Here is a 16226-nt window from a genome sequence, read left to right on the forward strand (position 1 = left end):
TTTTGCTTATCTTTTAAGGACTTTATCGTCTAATGGCTCCTCTTCCTGAGGAAAGACAATTTGATCGATCACACGTTCACTTGCTTTTCCGTCAAGATCGTCGAAGAAATAATGAACAAATGAATCAATTTGCTCAAAGTTATACTTCTCTTCCTTTATGATCGAAATCATTTGATCAGACGTTTTCGCAAGCGGACCAGGAATAAAGTCAAAGTAATCGTAATAGAAATCACGTTTGCGAATATAATCATCTACATCATAGCTAAAGAAGATCATCGGTTTATTTAATAAAGCATACTCAAAGCACACAGAAGAGTAATCTGTAATCAGAACATCTGTTACGAGCAATAGCTCATTGATTTCCCTAAACGAAGAGAAATCATAAAAGAAATCACTGTACTGATAAGGAATATTGGCATCGTTTCGAACGAATGGATGAATCTTAAATAAGAAGATATACTCATCCTTTAACTCATGATACAGACGGTCAAAATCAAGCACTTCAAAAGGATAATGAGCGGATTGCTGACCGTTTCCGCGGAAGGTTGGTGCAAAAAGAATGACCTTCTTGTCCTTCAGAAACGGATATTCCGTATAAAGACGTTCTTTTACAAATGCCTTCTTCGCTTCATCAAAGAAAAAGTCTGTTCGCGGTACGCCTGTAGCGATGACGTTCTCTATATCTACGCCGAAGCCCTCTGCATAATGTTTTCGTATATTCTCAGAGCTGACAATCACCTTGGTGTAGTTTCTATGGTTTTTCGAATGCGGCGACGGTCCTCCTGGCAACCCGATTCGGCTGTAGCCGAATGTCTTAAAGGCGCCGACAGCATGCCATAGCTGGACAAGATCCGCATTTTTACGGATTTTTAGCGGATAAATAATCGGATAAAAATCATCTATAAAAATGATTTTGCTTGTCGCAAAATGATAGGCCATTGACATTAATTCAGACAGGCTTTTTCTGTCTCGAATGCTGCTCTTTAAGAAAAATTTGAAATCAAAATTTTCTTCGCGCTTTAGCAGTTCTTCATAAACAAATTCGAAGTTGCCTGTCAAATCAAGCCGGCTGTCAGAAGCAAAGACGATCTTATTGGACTTAATCGGCAGCAGGCGGAACACATCATAAGCAAAATGAAATAAGCTCGTATTCAGCTTGCGTAAAAATCGGTTCGCTTCTTTTCCAGTATCCAGCTCCAAAAGGCTCGGATCAATTTCCTGCAGCTTGTTGCAAGACAAGTTAATCGTCTTTTCGCCCTCATCATAGTTAACAATTAAATTGAATTTCATCAGCTTTTTAGCAGAATGAAATTCCATTTTTGTGGCATATACATCATTAGAGAGGAAATTGCTGACGTTTCCGACCGTATGCACTTCCTGGTGTTTTACATTTTGGTCATCTACAGCTTCAATTTCCAGAAACAGCTTATACTCGCCCTGCGGAAGCGGCTTGTCATTCATCAGCTTAGAAAAGTTAATCTGCTGTGAAAATCCTGCCCACTTATAGCCCCCAGGCACATTTGAAGTATCAATCGACAGCTGATCTACCGGAACATCCCGCAGTGAAACAGCTGTAAATAAAACACCGTTGTTCACCAATAATAAACGTTTTCGAACCTGATCCTCTTTTTGAAGAGGCAGGCCCTTGATGTACATATAACCCGCAATTTTAAGAATTGATCCATTCCAAGAAAACTCAGAAATTTTTCTGACAGGGACTTGCTGGTTTTCTTCAATTCGCTTGGTTTTATCGAAAAGAGAAAAAACCCTGTTATCTGTCGAATGGACAATGACAGATGTATCTTCTGTTTTCGTTCTCTTTTTTGATCTGAAAAGTCTGTTCTTAATCTTTCTGGCCAGCTTCACTTTGTACCTCACTTTCTCCTAATCGGCACCAGATGTTAAAAATGATGAAATAAAATCGGCTACTCGCTCTGAAGATTTGCCGTCCTGATGGGTAATAAATGTTTGCGAAAAAGCCTCAATCCGCTTCGTATCAGCCTCGTGATCACTCTCGATATCGTGTACAAGCGATGGAACATCTTTCGAAATCGGCCCGGGAACAAACGATTCAAACGGATAGTAGAAATCACGTTCTTCCAAGTAGTCTTCTAAATCCGGGCAGTAAAAATACATCGGACGTTTCAGCAGGCTGTATTCGAAAATGACTGAAGAATAATCGGTTATCAGCCCATCGGAGATTGCCATCAAATCGTACAAAGAGTACGAATCGGTTAAATCCAGCACAAAATCATCCTCTTCCGTGTGCGCATGCTTGCGCATATACGGATGAAGATGGAGCATCACGACATAATCTTTATGGTTTAGCGCCGATTTTAATTGTAGCAGATCAAGCGGGGTAGCGTCACCCTCTTGATGATGTCCGCTGCCTCTAAAAGTAGGAGCATACAAAAGCTTTTTCTTATGCTTAAGTTCCGGATAAACCCGATGAAACTCATCCAGTACATGGCGAATATGATCCTTATGATAAAAATAATCCGTTCTTGGAATGCCAAGCGGCAAAATCTGCTTTTGCTCCATTTGAAAAGCTTCGGCAAAATGCGGCACGGCATCAGGTGCACTGACAACAGCATAATCATAGTTAGAATGCACGGGAACAATCTTCAGGTAATCAGAAGAAGGACCAAACGGCTTGTCCACAATGCTGTAGCCGAATTTTTTAAACGCGCCGCAAGCATGCCAAAGCTGGATGGCGACAGTTTCCTTTCGTTTTGGCACAACATACAAAGGAAAATAATAATCATCTAACAAAAGCACACGACATGTGGCAAGGTGATATAACGAGCTGAAAAGATGAAGCAAATATGCAGCTCGTCCGATCAGCCCCTTATCCATCTTGCGTAAAAGCAGGGTGATGCGAAGAGACGGATCTTGCTTCAGCTTTTCATAAACACCTTTAAAATTATCACTTAAATGATCTTCACGATAGGAAGCGATGACAACTTTGTTGTGCTGTACTGGCAATAAGGCGCTCAATAGTTTATAAGAGGTGCTGAATACTCCTTTTACGATTCGTGTAAGGAATGTTTTCACTGTTTAAATGTCCCATTCAATAACAGTTTTTCCCCAAGATGAAGTCAAATCTGCTTCAAACGCGTTAGTAATTTCCTCAATACTGCGTACTGGGAAGCGTCCGCCTACTAATGTTTCTAAATAATCAACGACTTCAGGGTATTGAGCTAAAAAGTCGACAGTACGGGCAAAATCCTCGCGTCCGCTGCGGCTGCTGCCGATCAGCGTAATTCCTTTTTCAAGCACCATTCTCGTTTCAATTTCAACAGGGTATTCTGACACGCCTAAGAGCGCTACACACGCTTCGGGATGAACTTGGGCAATGATCTGATCAATTGCGCTTTCACTGCCGCGTCCGCCTACACATTCAAAGGCATGGTCGATTTTGACATCCTCAGGAATGTCGTTAATTTGATATGCTGCGTCAACAAAAGAAAAATGATCAAGCTTGTAAGGCGTTTTTCCGAAAATAAACACTTTGCTGTCTGGATATTTCTTCTTCAGAAGAAGCGTCATGATAAATCCGAGATTTCCGTCTCCCCATACACCGAATGTGTCACGCTTCTTATGCGCCATACGCTCAAATCGGGAAAGCGCATGAACTGCAATCGTAATAAGCTCAGTAAAAGCTGCGACATGCGGATTAATGCTGTCCGGAAGTTCAACGAGCCGATCCGGCGCCATGAACATATAATCCTGCATAAATCCATCATAGCCGCTTGAACGGAACCTGCTGGAACGCAGGTAATTCTCCGCAATGACCTCATGCTCTTCAACCGGTGTATTCGGCACCATAACAACCCGGGTTCCGACTTTAAATGTGCCTGTCGGATCAAACATGACTTTTCCGATTCCTTCATGGATGAGAGCCATCGGCAATTTTTTATCCATGGCTTCTTTGCCGCGTGAACCAGTATAATAGCGCTGGTCGGCAGCACAGATGGATAAATGGGTGGGCCGGATGACGACCTTATCTGAGTGGACAACTTTATCTTTATACGTCACTTCAAATTGTCGGGCAGAAACTAAACGATACGTTTGATTAATCATTGTGAAATTCGCTCCTGTAAAATGGCATTAGCCACTTTTAAGTCATATGGTGTCGTTACTTTAATATTAAAGACTTCACCGCGGACCAGCTTCACTTTTTCACCTGCTAACGAACAGATCTTACATGCGTCAGTCAGGACAGCTTTTTGTTCATCTGACAGCTTGTTATAAAGCTCGACCAATTTGCTGATCCGAAAGCTTTGCGGGGTTTGCCCTTGGTACATGTTATCGCGGACAGGGATATCAGAAATGAATTCCTGGTCTTCTGAAGCAATAATCGTATCAATGGCAGAGATCACAGTATCCACCGCACCGTATTGAAGAACCGCATCAATATTTTCATCAATAATGCGATGAGTCAGAAATGGACGCACAGAATCATGAGTAATGATCACGTCATCATCCTGAATGCCGAATTCTTTTTCAATATAGCGGATGCCGCTCATAATAGACTCATTACGGTCGCTGCCGCCTTCAACGACAACCAGGCGATCATTAGGCCCCATGAATTTTTTTAAAATGTCTTTTGTATGGTTAATCCACTCTTTAGGTGAAACGATTAAAATCTTATCAAAACGGTCATTTAATAAAAACTTTTCAACCGTATGAATGATAATAGGGCGTTTATTTAACGGCAAAAACTGTTTTGGCATATTGACGTTCCCCATGCGGGAACCTTTTCCACCGGCTAGAATCTCAGCATAAATCATAAAATGACTCCTTCCTTACTACAACTCATAATGTTTTATAAAAGGTTTTCATATTATTTGCAATACCGATCTCTATTATATATAGGGATCAGTATAATTTCTCGTTTATATAGCTTAAAAGCTGTTTACTGGCATTCCCTCTAGAGTATTCATTCCATTCACGTGAAAAGCGCTCTACTTCTGATTGGAGCTTGTCCATATCTTTCAGCTGGTCCAAGAGCATTCCAGAATCACAGCAAGGAACCCCGGGGATCACCTCTGCATAATTCCGAATTAAACCGCGGGTTCTGTTGTAATCCTCCAAATCATACGTATAAAACAAAATGGGTTTGTCCAGCAATGCGAATTCAAAAGGGACAGAAGAATAATCCGATATTAACAGATCGCTCATTTTCAAAAGGTCTGCAAGAGGGAGAGCTGACACATCTTTTATCCACGCACTATCTTCAGGTAATTCAGCAGATTGCTTCATAACAGGATGAAGTTTTACCGCAAGTAAATATTCTTCTTTTAATTCATGCTGCAGCTGCTTTTCTGAAAACGGCAGAGAAAAGCTTTCGAACTGTCGGTCCCTAAAGGTCGGCGCATACAGTATAATTTTTTTCTCCGCCGGCAGATGATATTTGCTTTTAAGATCATTGCTGCTTTCCCGCGTCTCATTGTAAGCATCAGTTAAAGGCACACCAAACCGAAGAAATGGATCACCTTTTATGTCGAAAGATTCCTTGAATATGTCAGCCATATGTTCAGAACCGACGACAATCCGGTCAAATGAAGCATACACTTTGCGAAAGCGGCTTATATCAGACCGCGAACGGTTCTGTGTGTTGATGTCCTTTAACCCAAATCTCTTAAATGCCCCGTTTGCATGCCAAACTTGGATACACTCGATCTCAGACCTGCTGGCCAGAACGGTCGTCAAAATAAAATAGTTATCAACAATCACAGTCTTACTGCTCAGCATAGAAAAGACCGCTTTACATATATGAAGCGGGTGTTTTTCGTTAATAACCGAAACAGTAAGTGAAGGAAATTCTTTTTCCAGCGACTTGGCATGCTGGGTCAGCAGCACATGAATGGGAAATGAAAAGTGTCCCTTCTGGTATTCCTTTAATAGTGCACGGGCATTATCAGGAAAGGAAACCAGAAGCGTCACTTCATTGCCCGGTTTGACCCAAAACAGCAATGTGCCAATGGTTTTGATGAACAAATAATAAAATAACGCAATCCAGGATTTCAATCTGTCATCACTTCAAAAGGGCTGTCACAGATTGTCCTCGAGCTCAGCGAAAGATTCATGCATTTCATTACATACCATAGCTCCTTTAAGCCGATTACAGATGGCGTGACTGATCTTTGACCTGCCCCGTATATTGCGGCTTTGCTGCAGCTCGTTCATGCTTCAGCACGGCTGTAACATACTTAGGAATGCTCAGCATTCTTCTCCAGCGCGCAGGATTGGTGATCAGCCTGTACATCCATTCAAGATGGAAACGGATAAAAAATGACGGCGCTCTTTTGACATTGCCGCTGAACACATCAAAGCTTCCGCCCAGCCCTGCAGCAACAGCCTGAGGGAATAAATGGCGGTATTGATGGATAAAGAACTCCTGATTAGGATAACCTAACGCAACAAATACCATATCTGGATTTGCGGCCGCAATCTGGTCCGCCACCTCACGTTGATCCTTCACATAGCCGTCAGAGTATCCGGCAATTTCAATCCCTGGATAATCACGTTCGACGCGCTCAATTGTCTGTGCAATGACATGCTTAGCCGCACCGTAAAAGAAAACCCGCTTTTTCTTTTGATTTGCTTTATCCAACAGCGACGTAAACAAATCATAACCGGCAATTCTGGATTGAAGCGGCTTCCCGATTAACTTCGAAACCATCACAACACCAATGCCATCCGGCAAAATAAAATCAGCAGACGAAAGAACCGCTTCATAACGCGGATTCTGCATCGCTTCAAATCCGATTTCAGGATTCGCTGTTACGATGAACGCACCTCTATTTTGGTCCAAATATGACGTTTCTAAATGTGATACAAATGAAGTTAGTTCACCGTCTACAAAATCTAATTGATTAATGGGTTTTGTTTGCATCGTAACCAACCCTCCTTTTCATCTATATGTCTATAAAAAACACGTGCCATTCGTATAGTTTCATTAAAGCCTCTTTGCCTGAAAACATCTTACTCTATCTTACCACAAAAATCTTTAGGAACTTTTAACATTCACATTACAATTCCTTCACGTTTTGACGATGAATTAATATGAGGAGGGCGTACAGAATAAATGACGCAGCAGAAAGAAAATCGTTTCGTTTAAAAACGTGACAAAAGAATCAATTTTTCCGCAAAAGAAAACTTGTTATAATGGGGATAGTTGAGACAATAGTCCTGTGAATTTTATACATCAATACAACGGTAATACCAAAAAATGCTGGTGATTGACATTTTTAAAGTGCCTTAACTTTTATAGGAACTTATGCTATTATTGTTCAATATTAAAGGTACGTGAAAATTATGTCGAAATTATAAACAATCTGTTAAAGGTTTTGGTTTTTTTCTGTTACTCTCAGTTGAAAACGCTTGGAAGGTGATGTTATCTAATGAAGAAAGTGATAACGTACGGAACATTTGATTTATTTCACTACGGACATATGAAGCTGCTGGAAAGAGCAAGAGATCTGGGTGACTATTTAATTGTAGGATTATCTACAGATGAATTTAATCTTCAAAAACAAAAAAAATCGCATCATTCATTTGAACATCGAAAGTTCATTTTAGAAACGATCGATTTTGTTAACGAAGTCATTCCCGAAAAAAACTGGGAACAAAAAATCTCAGATATCCAAAAGTATAAAATCGACACATTTGTCATCGGCGATGACTGGGAAGGGAAGTTTGACTTCTTAAAGGAATATTGTGAGGTCGTTTACCTTCCAAGAACAGAAGGCATTTCAACTACCCAGATCAAAAAAGACATGGCTAGTTTATAGAAGTACTAACTAAAAGAGGCTTGAAGTAAATTTCAGTTGCTTCTTTTTTTCTTGTTTGCGCAAAGGATAAATTTTTCACTCTTTAAGGAGTTCATGATGAAATCTTTTATTTTAAAAAAATGCAGAAGTTCATTAATTAGGGTCTATTCAGTCCTTTTTAAGATTTTTGCTCTTCTGCCAAGAAACAACAAACTCATTTTATTTGAAAGCTATTCTGGAAAACAGTTTAGCTGCAACCCCCGAGCAATCTACGAATATTTACAGGAAAATAAAGATCAATATGATTATAAATTGATATGGAGTATTGATAAACGGTATTTATCGGCATTAGACGGCGTTGATGCTCCATATATCAAAAGGTTTTCTCTTAAGTGGACTTGGTACATGGCTACAGCGAAATATTGGATTACAAACAGCCGGCTTCCTTTATGGATTCCAAAACCCAAAAACACACTGTATATACAAACGTGGCACGGCACTCCGTTAAAAAAACTTGCCAATGATATGGACGAAGTGCACATGCCCGGAACGACAACTGAAAAGTATAAACAGAATTTTCTGCAGGAAGCAAATAAATGGGATTTTTTAATTTCTCCTAATGCCTATTCGACTGAAATTTTTAAACGAGCATTTCAATTTAAAAAACAAATCTTAGAAACTGGTTATCCGAGAAATGATTATTTATTTTCGCCAAAAACAAATGACGAGAAAAATGATATAAAACAAAAGCTTGGTATGGATATAAATAAAAAAGTTATTTTATATGCGCCTACTTGGCGGGATAATTTATATCATAAAAAAGGCGCTTATAAGTTCGATATACATTTGAATTTGAAAAAACTAAAAGAACATCTAGGTGAAGAATATGTTGTCATACTTCGAATGCATTATTTAGTAGCTGATGTTATTGACTTAGAGGGCTTAGAAAACTTTGCATATGACCTGTCTATGTATAAGGATATCCGTGAACTATATTTTGTTTCAGATATCTTAATTACTGATTACTCTTCTGTATTTTTTGATTTTGGGTCACTTAAGAAACCTATTATCTTTTTTGTTCCCGATATTGATATATACAGAGATAAATTAAGAGGGTTTTATTATAATTTTGAAAGTGAAGCTCCTGGACCGTTATTGATGACCACAGAGGAAGTTATTAAATCTGTTGATGATGTGGGAAATTTCGCTTACAGTACTAACGATAAATATCAGAAATTTCATAGCAAGTTTTGTTATTTAGAAGCAGGCGAGTCAACAAAGAGAGTTGTAAAAACGCTTTTTGGATAAAAGATAATTCAGCAAGCACAGAAAGGCGAGACTTAATGGACTACGGCATATATTTAATAAAGGTGAAAGTTGAAAATGAAAATATCTTATTTGATCTGAAGTGTGAAAAAAAAGATTTTTATGATCACTTTTTCAGTAGGATAGAGAATGTTGTTCTTGCAACTTCTAACAGGCATATAGATCTCTTATCGAACATCTCTTTACTTAGCGATGAAGGCATTATGAAAGTTGTTATCCCATTAGATGAGCTTAAGTCTTGTTCTGATAAAACAGTTTTTAAATTAAAACTTATTTTAGATAGAGATGAAATTTTTATTGATATCCTAAATCAGTTAAATGATACTTTTAAACTGGTTATTGACGGGTCTGTGCTAGAGTTGGCTCCTCAAGTGGATGGAAATTTAATCGTAAATAAAACAAGCCTTTCCGAATCGGCTTTTGTAATAGAAAATGTCGAAATGTCAGCAAATTGCACGACTTTTATTGGATCTCATACATTTTTGTTTTTAAATAGCACAGTCAAATCCATAAATTGTTATTTAGAAAACGAAGCAACAAAAGAACAATTAATAATACCGAAGAGCTCTTTAGTACTTTCAGAAGACTCAAGTTTTGAAATATCCTTAACACTGAAGGATTATCCTTTATATCAAGGGAATTGGTATTTTTATACTGAAGTTAAGGTAGGTAAATATCAGTTTGCAGTTAAAATAAAAACTGATATTAATACTGCATTACAAACAAAAGAGATGTTTACTGAAAATGGCCAACTCTTTGTTCATAATGTTTTCCAGACTCAAAATAAAGAATTGCTAATTCACATTTCTCAATTTGATGAACAGTTAATTCAGACTAAAATTCATCATTTAAGCATCGATAATAATGATCTTCATTTAAATTGTAAGATTACCCCAAATGAAGACGAACAGATTTTTATTAAACAGTTAGTTTTTCTCAATAGAAAAACTGAAGATAAGCACATAATTCGTCTGCAGGAAAAAGATTATAATAACGGCTTTTTACAGGTAAGTGTTCCTTTATTAACACAACGCTTTTTTGAAACTGATGGAATATGGGATGTTTATCTAGAGTTCGATACAAATGGATTAACAGTAAGTCAAAGATTATCATTTGATTCAGAAATTGATAAATCTACGGGTAAATTTATCAGTCTGCCAAAAACCATTTACAATTCTAATGGATTCATAAAAAGAGCACGTATGTATGCTACTTTAGATAACAACTTAGCGGTTCTAATAAAAGATTCAGCAATTTATGGAGAAATATCTTATATACATCATGATGGTGTTGATTTAATAGTTAAAGGTTCTATAGAGGTTTTAGATAAGGAATTTGAAATTAAAAACGTTTTTTTAGCTAATGAAAGTGAGCAGAAAATTCATTTTATTAATAACCTAGAAAAAACTTCTTCTTGTTGGCATTTTGAGAGCAGGCTTAACATAAAGAAAACAGATATAGAGGCAATGAATCATTATTTTATTTTTGATTTTTATATTTCAATTCTTGTAAAGGATCAAGAATATGCTGTAAAACTGAAGTCGAACTTAGACGATATTTTAGACAAATCACAATCTCATGTTTATCCGGAGTTTGTAATTAAAGATATAAAACCGTTCTCAATACAGCCCAAATTTAATCAATTAAATGAATTATCATTTGTTTTTTCTTCATATATTAACGCTGAATGCACAGATATAATCAGCAAAAATAAAGAAATAGAAATTCATTTGGCTATTGAAAAAAAGAATTTGATATACGAAAAAATATATTTGAAGTTAAAAGATAAGAATAGCCGCTCTGTTCTGCTTGAACCTTCGTTAAAACGGGAGCAGCAAGACTATAAAGAATTTGTGTTTTTATTAAGTGAAAACGAAGTTGAAAGTTATGGCTTGGAAAAACAAATGCAATACGATATCGGTCTGTGTTTATTAATTAATAATAAGTATGTTGAGTCATCAATAAAAATAAAAGATTTAAAACTAATAAATAGTAAGTCAACATTTAAATCTGGTGCAATTAAAATTAATAAGTCTCTCTTTTTGTCTGCTTTTATTGATAAAAGAAACGCTCTTTTAAAGCTAGAAATGAGAGATATAAAGGCTACTGAAAAGAAATCGGAAAAAATAAGGTTTCTAATTGCAGGACTAATTGCAAAAGTTTTAAAACCTTTTGTTAATAAACCAGTGTGGTTTGTTGGAGAGAATTTAGGAGAAGTCGCGCAGGATAATGGGTTTGCATTTTTTGAATACTGTGTTCGAAATAAAAATCAAGAAAAATACTATTATGTAAGTAAGAAAGATAATAAAAATCCTGATAACATTTCGAAATATCCGAAAAACATTTTAACCTATGACAGCTTTAAACATCTCGTATTTTATCATTTAAGTAAATATTTAATTGTAAGTCATGGTATAAGAGATGTTATTCCCAGTGTCATTCATAATAAAATGAGTGAAAACCCAAAAGAAGTCATCTATTTGCAGCATGGCATAATTGCAATGAAAAAATTGAGCTTTAATAGAAAATCATATAACAGTAAAATTAGAAAGTTTGTCGTTTCATCTGATCACGAAAAGCACATTTTAGTAAAGGAAATGAATTTTAAAAAAGATCAAATAATGGTTACAGGACTATCGAGATTTGATACATTGATTGACAACAGTAAAATGGTGAATTCCAAACAAATACTCCTTATTCCGACTTGGAGAGAGTGGATTGATGACTTTACAAGTTCCGAATTCTATCTCAATTACAGTGGATTTTTAAATAATAAGAAATTGCATAAACTTTTAGAAGACAAGAATATTATATTGAAGTTTTTTATGCATATAGAACTGCAGAAAAAATATAGTAATTATTTTAAAGATCTGCATAAAAACATAAAATTAGTAAAAGTCGGAGAAGAGAGCGTTAAAAGTCTTGTAAGTGAAAGCTCTTTAATGATAACGGATTATTCAAGCGTAGCTTTTGATTTTAATTATCTGGAAAAGCCTGTTGTCTTCTATCAATTTGATTTACCTGACTATTTACATTACAGAGGGTCTTATGTCAATTTAAAAACAGATCTATTCGGTCAAACAGCTTATACAGATGAAAGCTTATTGGAAATCGTTCAAAAGCAAATTGAAAATGATTTTAAGTATGAGAAAAAATATAAAGTGAAATCAAAGAAATTCTATAAGTATCAGGATAAACAAAATTCAGAACGTATTTATAACCAAATAAAAATGCTTAAATAGGAAAGGAGGAAAATATAGTGAAAATTACTTTTTTGGTTTACAATATTTATGGCATGGGTGGTACAGTGAGGACTGTTGCCAACACAGCTAATTATTTAGCTGCCCAAAACTATGATGTTGAAATTATAAGTGTTAGAAGAACTAGGGGTAAACCTATGTTTGATATAGACAAGAGGATTAAACTAAACCCAATATTTGATGCTAGAAGAGGAAAGCTCTTTGGTAAAAACACTCCTTTATACAAGAAAATCATTAAAAGAATTTTAATGAAGATACCAAGTGTGTTTATTGATAAAAATGAAGATCTATATCATATGTTTAATTTATTTGTAGATCTTAAAATTCTAAAAAAACTTTCAGAAATTAATCAAGGTGTACTTATAACGACTATTCCATCTTTTAATTTCTTGGCTGCTAAATTTGTTAATCGTAATGTCATTAAAATTGGCCAAGAGCATAAGTACTTTGGCGGGTATGAAAAGTCAATTCAAACGAAAATCAGAAAGTATTATAAACAGCTGGATGCTCTAACATGTTTAACTGATGCAGAGATTAATGATTATAAGCGCCTTCTAAATAACCATTCCACAGATTTATATAAAATAGAGAATGCAACACACATGCCAAAAGAGAGCTCAAACCTTGTCGAAAAAACAGTCATTGCTGCTGGGAGATTTGTTCATGAAAAAGGGTTTGACCTATTGATTGAAGCATTTGAAAAAGTGGCCCAAGAATATCCAGAATGGAAATTAAAGATTTTTGGTGATGGTGTGGAGAAGGATTCATTACGTCAAATGATATTTGATAAGAAGTTGTATAATAATGTTTTTTTAATGCCAAAAACAGATAATATTATCAAGGAGATGTCCAATTCCTCAATATATGCATTGAGTTCAAGAAATGAATCATTTGGGATGGTTATCATTGAAGCTATGTCGGTAGGGGTTCCTTGTGTTAGTTATTCTTGTATTGGTCCTGCTGAAATTATCAAAGATGGTGAAGATGGGGTATTAGTCAAAAGAAACGATGTAGACAAGCTAGCCGAATCTTTAACTACTATAATAAAAGAAGATAGTTTGAGGAAATCAATGGGCAGGAATGCTAAGGAAAATGTGAAAAGATACTCATTTGAAGTTGTAGGATCAAAGTGGGAAAATCTTTTGCATGAGCAAGAATTTAAAAAAAACAAAACTCCTTTAAAAAAGGTCTATTCTCAAATTGAGGTACAATAAAGCAGTAGTTAGTATTTCGAGACAAATATCTCGAAATACTTTTTTGTTTACTATAGCTATAATTAAATGAAAATGAAATGTGAATTTTTTTACTGACCTTAAACCTGCTATGATGTGAAAAAAAACTTATTATCTGTTACAATATTCACCGGTGCTTTCAAATTTCTTTAACCGAAAGATCCAAAAAATCATTTAAGTCTAAGGAAGATAAATAATGAATGCATTAGTAAGAATCGTAAAAGAGCAAGTGACATCGTTTCCTTTAATTTTGCGCCTGGCTTCGTATGAGACAAAGTCTCAGTATCAGATGAATTATCTTGGTGTATTATGGCAGTTTTTAAATCCTCTCATTCAAATGCTGGCGTACTGGTTTGTATTTGGTATGGGGATTCGCAACAGTAAGCCAATTTTAACGGGTGTCGGAGAAGTGCCTTTTATTGTTTGGATGCTGGCTGGTTTGATTCCATGGTTTTTTATTAGCCCAACTATACTTGATGGATCAAACAGTGTGTTTAAACGGATTAATATGGTCGCGAAGATGAATTTTCCGATCAGTTCACTGCCTTCTGTTGTGATTGCTTCAAATTTATTTAGTTATTTTGTGATGATGGGCATCTTTTTGATCGTACTTTTGACTAACGGAATTTATCCAAGTTTACATTGGATACAATATATTTACTACTTAGCCTGTATGATCATTTTTATGTTTTCATTCAGTTTGTTTAACTCGACGATAAGTGTACTGGTACGCGACTACCAATTTTTGCTGCAATCCGTAACAAGATTGTTGTTCTTTTTACTTCCGGTTTTTTGGAATATCTCGGAGCAGCTTGGGAAAAATCACCCGAACCTTCTGCCAGTGCTTAAGCTGAACCCGATTTATTATCTGATAGAAGGGTTCCGGAATACATTTTTAGACGGGCAATGGTTCTTCCAAGACATGAAATACACACTTTATTTCTGGCTGTTCACCTTCCTTTTATTGTTAGTAGGTTCTATCCTGCATATGAAATTCAGAGACAAGTTTGTTGACTTTCTTTAATACGTAAGGAGATTGTACGATGAAACTAAAAGTTTCGTTTCGAAATGTTTCAAAGCAGTATCATTTATATAAAAAACAATCGGACAAGATAAAAGGATTGTTTTTTCCGGCTAAGGATAATGGTTTTTTTGCTGTGCGGAATGTCTCCTTTGACGTGTATGAGGGAGAGACAATCGGCTTTGTAGGGATAAACGGGTCAGGAAAATCGACCATGTCTAACCTGCTGGCTAAAATTATTCCGCCGACCAGCGGTGAAATTGAAATGAACGGCCAACCGTCGCTGATTGCGATTGCGGCCGGTTTAAATAATCAATTGACGGGCCGGGATAATGTCCGGCTCAAGTGTTTGATGATGGGGTTAACCAATAAAGAAATTGATGATATGTATGACAGTATTGTGGAATTTGCCGAGATTGGCGATTTTATTAATCAGCCGGTTAAAAACTATTCCAGCGGTATGAAATCGCGTCTTGGTTTCGCGATCTCCGTGCATATCGACCCTGACATTTTAATTATTGACGAAGCGCTCTCCGTAGGGGACCAAACGTTTTATCAGAAGTGTGTAGATCGAATCAATGAGTTTAAAAAGCAAGGAAAAACCATTTTCTTTGTCAGCCATTCCATCGGCCAGATTGAAAAGATGTGTGACCGCGTCGCTTGGATGCACTACGGCGAGCTTCGTATGTTTGATGAGACAAAAACGGTTGTCAAAGAGTATAAAGCGTTTATTGACTGGTTTAATAAGCTGTCGAAAAAAGAAAAAGAAACATATAAAAAAGAGCAAACGGAAGAGCGGAAGAAAGAAGATCCTGAAGCGTTTGCCCGTTTCCGCAAAAAGAAGAAAAAGCCGAAATCACTAGCTAATGCAGTTCAAATTGCTATTTTGTCTATCTTGACGGTCTTTACTGCAGGAACAATGTTTTTTAACACCCCGCTTCGTACCATTGCTTCGTTTGGCGCTATTCCGCAAAACGAAGTGAAGAACCATCATGGTGATGCAAAGGGCAAGACAGAGAAACAATTAACCGCAGTCAATAAACAAGGGTTTATTGCAGATGAAAAAGCGTCGGTTTATAAGGATCAACCTTTGAAACAGAAGGCTGACATTACACTGCCATTCGGTACCGAGGTGAAGGTAGCTGCAAAAGGAAAACAAGCAGTGAAAATAAAGTTTAACGGGCAGCCTTATTTTGTAAAGCAGAGCGCTGTTGCAACAAACGTAAAACATGCTGAGTTGCAGGCAGCGGCCTTTACGCCTTATGTTCCGCAAAATGCGGCTTCTTCCTATGAATACTTCCTGAAATTCCTGGGAGACAGCAGCACCAACATCCAATCGAAATTGAATGGATATACTGTAGGAGATACGGCTGACGGCAGAAAGACGCTGGATTTTGATTATGAAAAAATCAGCTATGTGCTGGAGAATGATAAAGCATCTGAGCTTATCTTTCACAACATTTCTCCTGTTACTCCGGCGTCACTATCTTTAAGTGACAGTGATGTATTGTATGACAGCAGCAAAAATCGTTTTCTTGTGAATACAGATGACCAGGTTTTTGCAGTTGATAACGAAGAGCGTACGCTGACACTGATGTCGAAATGAAAA

12 protein-coding genes are annotated in these 16226 nt (G+C 36.7%); 6 read left to right on the forward strand and 6 right to left on the reverse strand.

The genetic code is table 11. The features are described 5' to 3' along the window. Window positions 1-6: 6 nt before the first annotated feature. From V6D44_RS08035 to V6D44_RS08060, 6 genes are all read right to left on the reverse strand, one after another. On the reverse strand, window positions 7-1866 hold the full coding sequence (locus tag V6D44_RS08035) for a CDP-glycerol glycerophosphotransferase family protein (RefSeq protein WP_202328231.1): 1860 nt from the start codon (window positions 1864-1866) through the stop codon (window positions 7-9). A gap of 18 nt (window positions 1867-1884) precedes the next feature. Further along, complete coding sequence (locus V6D44_RS08040; RefSeq protein ID WP_087991724.1) at window positions 1885-3054, reverse strand: CDP-glycerol glycerophosphotransferase family protein; 1170 nt, start codon at window positions 3052-3054, stop codon at window positions 1885-1887. A gap of 3 nt (window positions 3055-3057) precedes the next feature. Then, entirely contained in the window at window positions 3058-4083 is a 1026-nt protein-coding gene (locus tag V6D44_RS08045) for a ribitol-5-phosphate dehydrogenase (RefSeq protein ID WP_087991723.1), read from the reverse strand. Continuing rightward, entirely contained in the window at window positions 4080-4793 is a 714-nt protein-coding gene (locus V6D44_RS08050; protein ID WP_087991722.1) for an IspD/TarI family cytidylyltransferase, read from the reverse strand. Before V6D44_RS08050 ends, V6D44_RS08045 begins: the two co-directional genes overlap by 4 nt. Window positions 4794-4881: 88 nt before the next feature. Next, the gene (locus V6D44_RS08055; protein ID WP_087991721.1) at window positions 4882-6033 is read right to left on the reverse strand and encodes a CDP-glycerol glycerophosphotransferase family protein; all 1152 of its coding nucleotides are present in this window, start codon (window positions 6031-6033) and stop codon (window positions 4882-4884) included. A 94-nt stretch (window positions 6034-6127) separates the two neighbouring features. Further along, the gene (locus V6D44_RS08060; protein WP_087991720.1) at window positions 6128-6901 is read right to left on the reverse strand and encodes a WecB/TagA/CpsF family glycosyltransferase; all 774 of its coding nucleotides are present in this window, start codon (window positions 6899-6901) and stop codon (window positions 6128-6130) included. Between the two features lie 508 nt (window positions 6902-7409). On the opposite strand from V6D44_RS08060, the gene tagD reads away from it, so the two are divergent. The 6 genes from tagD (at window position 7410) to tagH (ending at window position 16223) form a co-directional block, all read left to right on the forward strand. Next, window positions 7410-7799 (forward strand): glycerol-3-phosphate cytidylyltransferase, encoded by a 390-nt coding sequence (gene tagD / locus V6D44_RS08065; protein WP_087991719.1) that lies wholly within the window; start codon window positions 7410-7412, stop codon window positions 7797-7799. Between the two features lie 96 nt (window positions 7800-7895). Then, entirely contained in the window at window positions 7896-9086 is a 1191-nt protein-coding gene (locus V6D44_RS08070) for a CDP-glycerol glycerophosphotransferase family protein (RefSeq protein WP_087991718.1), read from the forward strand. Window positions 9087-9121: 35 nt separating this feature from the next. After that, window positions 9122-12346, forward strand: a complete 3225-nt coding sequence (locus tag V6D44_RS08075) for a CDP-glycerol glycerophosphotransferase family protein (RefSeq protein WP_202327946.1) — start codon at window positions 9122-9124, stop codon at window positions 12344-12346. A 17-nt stretch (window positions 12347-12363) separates the two neighbouring features. Then, a complete protein-coding gene (locus V6D44_RS08080) occupies window positions 12364-13578 on the forward strand; it encodes a glycosyltransferase family 4 protein (protein ID WP_202327947.1) in 1215 nt (404 codons plus the stop codon). 214 nt (window positions 13579-13792) lie between these two features. Further along, on the forward strand, window positions 13793-14620 hold the full coding sequence (gene tagG, locus V6D44_RS08085; protein ID WP_010328803.1) for a teichoic acids export ABC transporter permease subunit TagG: 828 nt from the start codon (window positions 13793-13795) through the stop codon (window positions 14618-14620). A gap of 19 nt (window positions 14621-14639) precedes the next feature. Continuing rightward, window positions 14640-16223: a teichoic acids export ABC transporter ATP-binding subunit TagH gene (gene tagH / locus V6D44_RS08090; RefSeq protein WP_087991578.1), complete on the forward strand. Its 1584-nt coding sequence runs from the start codon at window positions 14640-14642 to the stop codon at window positions 16221-16223. Window positions 16224-16226 lie beyond the last annotated feature (3 nt).

The organism is Bacillus sp. 0209A (assembly GCF_036765095.1).
Taxonomy (GTDB): Bacteria; Bacillota; Bacilli; order Bacillales; family Bacillaceae; genus Bacillus; species Bacillus subtilis_G.